The sequence below is a fragment of the Mycobacterium sp. TH-M11 genome, from assembly GCF_057473725.1.
In genome coordinates this window covers 1-10,189 of record NZ_JBYCLD010000156.1, presented here as the reverse complement: position 1 = coordinate 10,189, position 10,189 = coordinate 1, and the positions used below count along the sequence as shown (strand labels likewise).

Annotated in this window: 11 protein-coding genes; 5 read left to right on the top strand and 6 right to left on the bottom strand. The window is 64.5% G+C overall.

Features of this window, described 5'->3' with window-relative positions; all coding sequences use genetic code 11:
* From AC2VOG_RS06825 to AC2VOG_RS06805, 5 genes are all read right to left on the bottom strand, one after another.
* Positions 1-860: ABC transporter ATP-binding protein (locus AC2VOG_RS06825; protein WP_486939155.1), on the bottom strand; the 860-nt coding region annotated here is incomplete at its 3' end.
* A 3-nt stretch (positions 861-863) separates the two neighbouring features.
* The gene (locus AC2VOG_RS06820; RefSeq protein ID WP_486939154.1) at positions 864-1,706 is read right to left on the bottom strand and encodes a carbohydrate ABC transporter permease; all 843 of its coding nucleotides are present in this window, start codon (positions 1,704-1,706) and stop codon (positions 864-866) included.
* Positions 1,697-2,608 carry a carbohydrate ABC transporter permease gene (locus AC2VOG_RS06815; RefSeq protein ID WP_486939158.1) on the bottom strand — a complete coding sequence of 304 codons (912 nt, stop codon included), beginning with the start codon at positions 2,606-2,608 and terminating at the stop codon, positions 1,697-1,699. The genes AC2VOG_RS06820 and AC2VOG_RS06815 overlap by 10 nt, the downstream gene beginning before the upstream one ends.
* Before the next feature lie 26 nt (positions 2,609-2,634).
* Positions 2,635-3,927 (bottom strand): ABC transporter substrate-binding protein, encoded by a 1,293-nt coding sequence (locus AC2VOG_RS06810; RefSeq protein WP_486939153.1) that lies wholly within the window; start codon positions 3,925-3,927, stop codon positions 2,635-2,637.
* A 192-nt stretch (positions 3,928-4,119) separates the two neighbouring features.
* A complete protein-coding gene (locus AC2VOG_RS06805) occupies positions 4,120-4,680 on the bottom strand; it encodes an isochorismatase family protein (RefSeq protein ID WP_486939152.1) in 561 nt (186 codons plus the stop codon).
* A gap of 213 nt (positions 4,681-4,893) precedes the next feature.
* Between AC2VOG_RS06805 and manT the strand changes: the two genes are divergently transcribed.
* The 3 genes from manT to AC2VOG_RS06790 all read left to right on the top strand — a co-directional run bounded on the left by manT (position 4,894) and on the right by AC2VOG_RS06790 (position 7,953).
* The gene (gene manT, locus AC2VOG_RS06800) at positions 4,894-6,165 is read left to right on the top strand and encodes an MMP alpha-(1->4)-mannosyltransferase (protein ID WP_486939157.1); all 1,272 of its coding nucleotides are present in this window, start codon (positions 4,894-4,896) and stop codon (positions 6,163-6,165) included.
* Positions 6,159-6,890, top strand: a complete 732-nt coding sequence (locus AC2VOG_RS06795; RefSeq protein ID WP_486939151.1) for a class I SAM-dependent methyltransferase — start codon at positions 6,159-6,161, stop codon at positions 6,888-6,890. The genes manT and AC2VOG_RS06795 overlap by 7 nt, the downstream gene beginning before the upstream one ends.
* A 142-nt stretch (positions 6,891-7,032) precedes the next feature.
* A complete protein-coding gene (locus AC2VOG_RS06790) occupies positions 7,033-7,953 on the top strand; it encodes a prenyltransferase (protein ID WP_486939150.1) in 921 nt (306 codons plus the stop codon).
* Here AC2VOG_RS06790 and AC2VOG_RS06785 read toward each other — a convergent pair.
* Positions 7,950-8,627: a class I SAM-dependent methyltransferase gene (locus AC2VOG_RS06785; RefSeq protein WP_486939149.1), complete on the bottom strand. Its 678-nt coding sequence runs from the start codon at positions 8,625-8,627 to the stop codon at positions 7,950-7,952. The genes AC2VOG_RS06790 and AC2VOG_RS06785 overlap by 4 nt on opposite strands.
* A 60-nt stretch (positions 8,628-8,687) precedes the next feature.
* Here AC2VOG_RS06785 and AC2VOG_RS06780 point away from each other — a divergent pair, with 60 nt between their 5' ends.
* On the top strand, positions 8,688-9,269 hold the full coding sequence (locus AC2VOG_RS06780) for a TetR/AcrR family transcriptional regulator (protein ID WP_486939156.1): 582 nt from the start codon (positions 8,688-8,690) through the stop codon (positions 9,267-9,269).
* A 189-nt stretch (positions 9,270-9,458) separates the two neighbouring features.
* Positions 9,459-10,189, top strand: a 731-nt coding sequence (locus AC2VOG_RS06775) for a DoxX family protein (protein WP_486939148.1), incomplete at its 3' end; no start/stop codon positions are given.

The window sequence follows — 10,189 nt, the reverse complement described above, 5'->3', positions numbered from 1 at the left end:
CTTCCCCCGATGTCCAAATGTTCAGGCCGGATACCTATCACGAGTTCATCTATCGCAGAGCTGATTTCACGCGGAAGCGGAATCGACCAGTCTCCCATGGTGACGCAATGATCCGTGACCCGCACCGTCACGAGATTCATTGCCGGTGAACCGATGAACTCCGCCACGAACATGTTGACCGGATTGCGGTACAGCTCACGAGGCGCCGCGCACTGTTGCAGAACTCCGTCGCGCAGCACCGCCACGCGATCCCCCATCGTCATCGCCTCGACCTGGTCGTGGGTGACGTAGATCGTGGTGGTGCCCAACCTGTGTTGCAGTCCGGCGATCTGGTTGCGGGTCTGTACTCGAAGTTTCGCGTCCAGGTTGGACAGCGGTTCGTCCATTAAGAACACTTGCGGTCGACGAACGATGGCGCGCCCCATGGCAACCCGTTGACGTTGGCCTCCGGAAAGGTCCTTCGGCTTGCGATCCAGGTAAGGCTCGAGGTCGAGTAAACGAGCCGCGTCCAAAACCCGTTCGCGAATCTCGCTTTTCGACAGCTTCGCGATTTTGAGTGCGAATCCCATGTTCTGCGCCACGGTCATGTGCGGATACAACGCGTAGTTTTGGAAGACCATCGCTACGTCGCGGTCCTTGGGATCGTCGTCGGTCACGTCACGGCTGCCGATGATGATGCGGCCCGAGTCGACAGTCTCCAGCCCGGCGATCATGCGCAGCGACGTCGTTTTGCCACATCCGGATGGTCCGACCAGCACCACGAATTCTCCGTCGCCGACGCTGAGATCCAGGCGGTCGACTGCCGGGCGATCCGCGCCGGAGTAGAGCCGCGTCGCCTGGTCGAATGTCACCAGCGCCATGCGCTACCCGCCCAGCCCGGTGACTGCGATACCGCGAATGAAAGCACGCTGGGCTGCCGCGTACACCGCCAACAGCGGCACCAAGATCAGCACGGATGCGGCCATCAGCACAGGCCAGCGGGCAGAGTATTCACCCTGCATCCGGACCAGCCCAAGGGTGAGGGTCGCGATGCTGTTTCGCTGAATCATCAGCAGCGGCCATAAAAAATCGTTCCAGACGTTGACCCAGGTGAGCACTGCCAACACCATCACCCCGGGCTTTGCAAGCGGCAGCAGTATCCGCCAGTAAATTTGCCACGGGGAGCAGCCGTCGAGGATCGCAGCCTCTTCGAGTTCGTCGGGAAGCGTGCGGAAGAATTGACGCATGAGGTAGGTGCCGAATGCACTGCCGAACAACCCGGGAAGGATCATCGCCCACGGCGTGTCGGTCAGACCGGCCACGCGCATCAGGATGAACTGTGGAATCACCGTGACCGTCAGCGGCACCATCAAGGTTCCCAGGTACAAGATGAACAAGACATTGCGGCCCCGAAAATGGATGCGCGCGAATGCATATCCGGCCAGCGAACAGAAGAACACCTGTCCGGCGCTGACGCAGGCGGCGTACAGGACCGAGTTGACGAACATTCGCCAGAACGGCATGACGGCGAATACCTCGCGGTAATTCGACCACTGCGGATGTGCAGGAAACAGTGTCGGCAGACTCACCTCACCCGCCTGCTTCAACGATCCCGACACCGCCCACAGAATCGGGAACAACGCGCACATCGCGATAACGGTCAGCGCGACGTAGAGCGCTAAGCCGCGAAATACGTTGGGCCTGAGCACTCGTCCCGCTACGCCCATGATCCCTCCTCCTGCGCTGCCCGACGCCGACCCCACCGCAATTGCACAACCGTCAGCACCAGCAGGATCGCAAACATCACCCACGCCAGCGCTGACGCGTACCCGAATTCCAGGAAGGCGAAAGCGTGCTGAAACAGCATGATGCCCAAGACGTAGGTCGCCGTTTCCGGCCCGCCATTGCGTCCGGTCAAGACGTAGACCAGATCGAATGCCTGAAATGCGTGGATGATCGAGATCACGACGACAAAAGACACCGCGCCGCGAATCAGCGGCACGGTGATCGACACGAACTGACGCAGTTCTCCTGCACCGTCGAGTCGTGCTGCCTCATAGAGGGTTTCCGGGACGCCTTGCATGGCGGCCAGCAGAATGACCGTCGCGAAAGGCACGCTCCGCCACACACTGACGATGCACAGCGAGGCCATGCCGTACTTCGGATCGACCAGCCACGGGATGGGGCCGATGCCGAACCAGCCCAAGACGATGTTGAGCAGACCGTTGTTGGTGTTGAACACGAATTGCCACACCACGGCCATCACCACTGACGACACCGCCAACGGGAGGAAAATGATTGTCCGGAATACGGCGATGCCCTTGATTTTCCGGTTGAGCACACCGGCCACGGCGAGGCTGATGAGCACCGTGGGGACGACGGTGCCCACCGTGTAGGCCACGGTGTTACGCAACGCGATGACGAACAGCGGGTCTTCGGCGAACAGACTGCGGTAGTTCGCCAAACCGACAAACTTTGCCGGGCCGAACATGTCCCAGTGGTGAAAGCTCATGTAGAGCGAGAATCCGAGTGGAAACACCAGGAAGACCGTGACCGCGGTCAGATTCGGTGCGACGAATAGGCGACCATAGCGCGCGCGGCGCTTGGACGGCCCCCGTCCGCGAGCCAGGTCCGTATGAGTTGCACCAGTCAGTGTCATGGCGCCTGGAGCACCTCATCGATCTTGGGCGACAAGTCGGTGGCCAGCGCCGTGGCGGGCCGCGAACCGCGCAGCACCGGGCCGAGATTGCGGTCCATCAACGCGACGACCTTGGGCCATGCCGGCGTGATGGGCAGGCCCTCGGAGTGTTCCGGCCCGTCGATCAGCACGGCAATGTTGCTGATCTTGTTGTGCGCCTGGGCAAAAGCCGGTGATCGTACCGCCGACCGCAGGGCTGGCACGAACAAGCCGGTCGCACCGATCACCGCCTGCCCCACCGGGCCGGTGGCAAACTTCACGAATTCCCATGCCTGGTTCTTGCGGGGACTACTAGAAGCGATGGCCAGCCCGGTAGTACCGATGTCCGAGCGCGCAGCCTGCCCTTTCGGTCCGGTGGGCAGCACCCCGATGTCGAAATCCAGATGCTCGGCCTGCACCAGCGTCTGGTAGCGCCAGTGCCCGCCGAGCGCCATTGCCGCATGCCCCGAACTGAACAGGTCGGTCTGTGACATCGACTGCGACTCCGAGGCGGTAGGCGCAACTCGGTACTTGGTATTCAGGTCGGCATAGAACTGAATACCTTCGATGAACGCGTCGTTGTCGAAATTGAGGTGCGTCGGGTTCATCCGTGGATTTGACCATGGGACACCGTTGTTCATCCCGAACAACAGGGCCGAGTAGTCGGGGGCCCAGGTGTCGACAAATCCCCACTGGCTGACCCGGCCCGCGTCATCGCGCTTGGTCAGCGCCTCGGCCGCTTCGCGGAATTCACCGAAACTCCACGGCTCGTCCCATCGTCCGGGTGGTGGACGCACCCCGGCCGCAGCGAACAGCTTCTTGTTGTAGAACAGGAAGGTTCCCGACCACTGCTCGGGAAACGCATACTGCCCGCCGTTATAGGAGAACGTTTCGTACATCGCTGGGACGCTGTCCGCTCTGAGCTCGGCGGCGAAGGTCGTGTCGCGTGCCAGCATGTCGTTGAGGTCGAGCAGCACGCCGCGTTCGGCCAGCCCCGAATAAGTGAACTCCCATGCCATCAGCACATCGGGGCACTTGCCGCCCGCACAATAGATCGACACGTGCTGCAGTGCGTCGGGGCCGGACAACAAGGTTCGTACCTTGATGTCGGGACGTGTGCGCCGAAAAGCGTCGACGACCCGCAACCGGGCATCGGCCTCTTCGGGGTTGGCGCCGAAGAAGAATGTCAGCGCGTCATTGTCCTCGGAGCCGCACGCGGTGGGCAACAGCGCCACCGACGCGGCGCCGAGCGCGCCGGCGCCGCGTAGCAAGGTCCGCCGACCGAAGGGTCTACCGGGACCGAAGCTGGTGTTCGTGGTGTGTCTCCCGGTGCTGGATGGGTAATCCTTTCGTCGTCGGGGCGGCTGTGGTAAGTGCCAAACCCCGGTCGCCGGTGTGGCCCGTCGGGACAATGTCCGGCGATCGCTCAACGGCTCTCAGCAGCGCCGCGCTCATCGATTCCGTCATCGGCTTTCCACGGTCTCGACACCCGCCGCACGCAATGCGCGCAGGGCCGCTGCGGTGGACTCCTCCCCCACCCCGGCCGTCAGGTCGACCAGTACGCGAGTCACCAAGCCTTGCGCCGCAGCGTCTTCCGCGGTCCGGCGCACACAGTGATCGGTGGCGATGCCGACTATGTCGACCTCGTCGACGTGGCGTTGTCGGAGCCAATCGCCCAAGAGCGTCCCACCATGATCGAGTCCACTGAAGCCGCTGTACCCCGCGTCGTACGCGCCCTTGCGAAAGACGGCCTCGAACCGACCGGCATCGAGATTCGGGTGAAACTGCGCGCCAAGAGTATCGGCGCGACAGTGCGGCGGCCACGACGAGACGTAATCCGGATGGTCGGAGAAATGGTCGCCGGGATCGATGTGGAAATCCTGCGTCGCCACCACGTGGCGGTAATGGGTCTCGCGGGCTAGATACGCGTCGATGGCACCCGCCAGGGCCGCCCCGCCGGCGACGGCCAGCGAGCCGCCTTCACAAAAGTCTCTCTGAACGTCGACGACGACCAGCGTGCGCATAACGACCACGGTATCGCCGTCAGAGCTGGCGGCGGCGTCCTCGCGATCAACGGGCCGACGACACCCGGCGAAGTCAACGCCGCTAGCGTCGCGTTGCATCAGCTAGTTTGTCAAACTATAGTCCAGACACGTGTCCAGAAAGCGCGTTGACGCCTCGCCCGAACCTTCCACTGCGCTACACCTCGGCACCCTCACACCGGATCGGGCGTGAGTATGCGGATTGCGTTGCTGTCCTATCGCAGCAAGCCGCACTGCGGCGGCCAGGGGGTGTACGTCCGGCATCTGAGCCGGAGCCTGGTCGATCTGGGACACCACGTCGAGGTGTTTTCCGGTCAGCCCTACCCCGAGGAACTCGACCCACGCGTAGTGCTCACCGAGGTGCCCAGCCTCGACATGTATCGCGAGCCCGACCCCTTTCGGATTCCCCACCTGCGAGAGATCCGGGATCGGATCGACCTTCTCGAGCTGGCCGGGGTGTGGACCGCGGGCTTCCCAGAGCCGCGCACCTTCAGCCTGCGGGCAGCGCGGCTGCTGGCCGAACGGCTCGACGATTTCGACGTGGTACACGACAATCAGAGCCTGGGTGTCGGACTATTGAAGATTGCGGCCACCGGCCTGCCAGTCGTCGCGACCGTGCACCATCCGATCACCCGCGACCGCATGGTGGATCTCGCTGCGGCGCGCTGGTGGCGTAGGCCGTCGGTGCGCAGGTGGTACGGCTTTCTGGCGATGCAAAAGCGGGTGGCGCGACGCATCCCCGAGTTGCTGACCGTGTCGTCGTCGTCGGCGAGCGACATCACGGCCGACTTCGGCGTACGCCCGGATCAGCTTCACGTGGTGCCGTTGGGAGTGGAGACAGATGTTTTCGCGCCGTCATCGCAACCGCGCGTCCCGGGCCGCATCATGGCCATCGCCAGTGCGGACGTACCGCTCAAGGGCGTCGGACACCTGCTACCGGCGATCGCCAAGCTGCGCCATCACTACGACCTGGAGTTGCAGTTGGTGGCGAAGCTGGAGCCGAACGGACCCACCGAAAAGCTGATCGCCGAACTCGGCATCTCCGACATCGTGCACATCTCCAGCGGGCTCACCGACGCTGACTTGGCCCGGCTGTTCGCATCAGCTGAAATCACCTGCATTCCTTCACTTTACGAGGGCTTTTCGCTCCCGGCCGTGGAAGCCATGGCGAGCGGGACGCCGATCGTGGCCAGCCGCGCCGGCGCATTGCCCGAAGTGCTGGGGACCGACGGCAGTTGCGCACGGCTGGTCCCGCCCGGCGACGTCGACGAGCTGACCCGAGTCATCGGCGAGCTGCTGGACTCCCCCGAACAGCTCAAGCAGCTGGGCGCGGCCGGTCGCCGGCGCGCTGTCGAGGTGTTCAGCTGGGAATCGGTGGCCGCGCAGACCGTGCAGGTGTACGAGCAGGCCATCGCCGGCGGTTCGACGGTCGGCGATACCAGCCGCGTGGTGGGCGAGCTGTGCTGACAGTCGATTTCGATCGTCTCGGCATCGGCCCCGGCAGCAAGGTCATCGATGTCGGTTGCGGTTTGGGTCGGCACAGCTTCGAGGCGTACCGGCGCGGTGCCGAGGTCGTGGCGTTTGACCAGAACTCCGAGGAACTCGTCGAGGTGGACACGATGTTCCGCGGAATGGCGGAGGCCGGGGAAGCACCGCCATCGGCTCACGCCAAAACCGTCGTCGGCGACGCACGCGCGTTGCCCTACTCCGATGAAACCTTCGACTGCGTCATCGCTTCTGAAATCCTCGAACACATCCCGGCCGACGATGCCGTGATCATGGAGCTGATCCGGGTACTCAAGGTCGGCGGCACACTGGCCGTCACGGTGCCTCGATGGCTACCCGAGCAGGTTTGCTGGCTGCTCTCCGACGAATACCACAGCAACGAGGGCGGCCACATCCGCATCTACCGGGCCGATCAGCTGCGCAGCAAGATCGCCGGCCGGGGAATGAATTTCATCCACGCCCACCACTCCCACGCACTGCACTCCCCGTTCTGGTGGCTGAAATGCGCAGTAGGTGTTGAGAAGTCCGACCATCCGGCTGTCGTTGCCTACCACAAACTGCTGGTGTGGGACATGATGCGGCGACCGCTGGTGACGCGACTCGCAGAATCGACCCTCAACCCCCTGATCGGCAAGAGCATCGCGTTGTATTTCGAGAAACCGGTACCTGCTGTTGAGCTGGTCTGAGATTCCGGGCGTCGACGGCGTCCTGTCCCCCGAACAATGCCGTCAGACGGCAGAATCTATTGCAGCGCTGCAATATTCCTCCGGAGAGATCCCATGGTCCGATGGCGGCCACACCGATCCCTGGGACCATGTGGAATGCGCGATGGCCCTCACGGTCGCCGGGTTGATCGGACCTGCGCGTCGCGCCTTCGACTGGTGCCGTAACCAACAGCGCGCAGACGGCTCCTGGCCGATTCAATTGCGCGCGGGCGTCATAGAAGATGCCAACAGCGACAGCAACTTCTGCGCGTATGTGGCGGTCGGAGTATGGCATCACGTACTTGTCACCGGCGATCGGATGTTTGCCCGCGCCATGTGGCCGACGGTGCGCGCAGCCATCGACTTCGTACTCGACCTACAGCTTGAGGGCGGCGAAATTTGTTGGGCGCGTAGCGCTTCGGGGCCCCTGACGGAAGCGTTGCTGACCGGTTGCGCCAGTATCTACCACAGCATTCGATGCGCGCTCGCCTTGGCGAATCTGATCGACGACCCGCAACCCGAATGGGAGCTTGCCCTCGGCCGGTTGGGCCACGCGATCGCCGTTCATCCCACCGGGTTCACCGAGAAGCCACATCACTCGATGGACTGGTACTACCCCATCCTGGGCGGCGCGGTGCGCGGTGCCGCGGCGACGGCCCGCATCGCCGAAAGATGGAGCGATTTCGTGGTCGACGGGTTGGGCATCAGGTGCGTCGACGATCGGCCGTGGGTGACCGGTGCGGAAACCTGCGAACTGGTGTTGGCGCTGGATGCGATGGGCGATCGGCAGTCAGCACTGACGCAGTTCTCCGCCATGCAGCACCTGCGCGAAAAAGACGGCTCGTACTGGACCGGCCTGGTCTTCAGCGACGGCAAACGTTGGCCCGTCGAGCGCACGACGTGGACCGGCGCGGCGGTCATCCTGGCCGCCGACGCGTTGTCAGCGACCACCGCGGGCAGCGGTATCTTCCGCGGTGTCGACCTGCCGCGCGGCTTGGAGAGTGCGTACGACTGCGAGTGCGCGGCCAGCCAGTCGGATCGCTAAACCGCTGCCCCGGCATCGCCGGCGGTGCGCTCGAGCACCCGCATCGAACCGGTCCCGGATTTCTCGGTGAACGCGCCGCTTTCCATTGCACGGCAATAGATCTCATAGGGCGGCCGCCCGCCGTCGCGCGGGTCGGGATACACGTCGTGAATGACCAGTGCGCCCCCGGCGCTCACCCACCTCGCCCAGCCGTCGTAGTCGTTGCGGGCGGCCTCCTCGCTGTGGCCCCCGTCGATGAACAGCAGTTGCAGCGGCGTGCGCCAACCTTTGGCCACCACAGTCGATTTGCCGACCACCGCCACCACGTTGTGGTCCAACCCGGCTTCGTCGAGGGTGTGCCGCAACGCCGGCAAGGTGTCGAACCGTCCGGTGACCGGATCGATCAGCGACGTGTCGTGATACTCCCAACCGGGCTGATGCTCTTCCGAGCCGTGATGGTGGTCGACGGTGTACAGAACGCTGCCGCGCGCCTGAGCGGCCGCGCCGAGCAGGACCGTCGACTTACCGCAATACGTCCCGATTTCGACGCCGATGCCACCGTCGAGGTAGGTCATGGCCACGTCGTAGAGAGCCTGCCCCTCGTCAGCGGGCATGAAACCGGTCACCCGGTCGGCCAGTGCGAATAACCGGCCGGTCAGTTCGTCGTGCGCGGCGCGGTCTGGGGAGGTTGTCATCCCCTGCACGGTAGTGCATTCGGTTGCCGCGCCCCGGTGGGTGTAGTAGTGTCCGGACACGTGTCCAACCCGGTAGCTCGGGAATCGACCAGACGACGCCTCACCGCCAAGCAGGCCGACACCGTCGAGCGGCTGGGTCACGCCGCGATCGGTGTGCTGAGCCGAGAAGGCTTCTCCGGGTTGACGATTCGCATGGTCGCGGCGGAAGCCGGCGTCGGGGCGGCGACGGCCTACACATATTTCTCCTCAAAAGAGCACCTCGTGGCCGAGGTGTTCTGGCGGCGGTTGACGTCGACTCCCGTTGCGCCGACCGCATCGCCGTGTCCAACGGCGCGCGTCATCACCGTGCTGCGCCAGATCGCGCTGCTGGTCGCGGACGAGCCGGCGCTTGCCGGTGCGGTCACCAGCGCGTTGCTCAGCCAGGACGCTGAGGTTGAGCACCTGCGGCTGCGCATCGGCCGCGAGATACACCAGCGTCTGGTCACCGCTCTGGGCGACGGACCCACACCTGAACTGGTCGAATCACTTGAGCTGCTCTACGCGGGAGCTTTGGTGCGCGCCGGCATGGGATATGCCTCATATGGCGAGATTGCCGACCGGCTGGAGACATCCGCGCGGCTCCTGTTGGCCGAGATGCCGTAGCGCGGCGACGCGGCTGGCAATCCCCCTGAATGTGAGATCAGGCTCGGGACGCCGCCCGGCATCGCGGCCAGGACGAAACACAACGAGCGGAATGCAACTGGGTCCGCCTGCGGCAAGCAGTCCGGCTAGGACTCGCACGCGGTTGGCCGATCCGGTTTGCGCTGCGCTGAACCTGGGAACACGCGGGCCATGTTGATTCGCCGAATCGCTCGTCCCCTGCTGTCCGCAGCATTCATCGGCCAAGGCGTCGAGACGCTGCGCAACCCCGCGCTGTCGCTCGAAGCGACCGAGCCGACCGTCGCGGCGCTGCGCCAACTGCCCGGGCCGTACGGAGACCGGATCCCGTCCAATCCCGAAACGGCCGCGAGAATCAACGCGGCCGTCCAGGTCGCGGGCGGCGCGTTGCTGGCCACCGGCAAGATGCCCAGAGTCGCCTCCGCCGTGCTGGCATTCACGGTGATACCGGGCAGCCTTGGCGGGCATCTGTTTTGGGCTGAAAGCGATCCGGATCGCAGGGCCCAGAAACGACGTGACCTGCTGACCGATTTGAGCCTGCTGGGTGGGCTGATCATCGCGGCCGCCGACACGGCCGGCAAACCGTCGCTGGGTTGGCGCGGAAGGCAGGCGGCAGGCCGTTTATCGGAGGCGGTGTCGTCGGCGCTGCCGTTCGACGATTCCGACGACTCGCTGCTCGGTTCCGAGCTGGCCGACCGGATCGCCCACGGACTTCATGTCGGCGCCGAGCGTGGACGCGAATTAGCCGGCACGGCCGCCGAGCGGGGCGCACCGCTGGTCGAGGTGGCCCGCAAGCGGGGCGAAGAACTTGCCCACGAGGCCGCCATGAAGAGCAAGCCGGTGGTGGCAAAGGCCCGGAAACGGGCGCGCAAACGCGGCGCGCAGCTGGCCGAAACGGTCCGTGA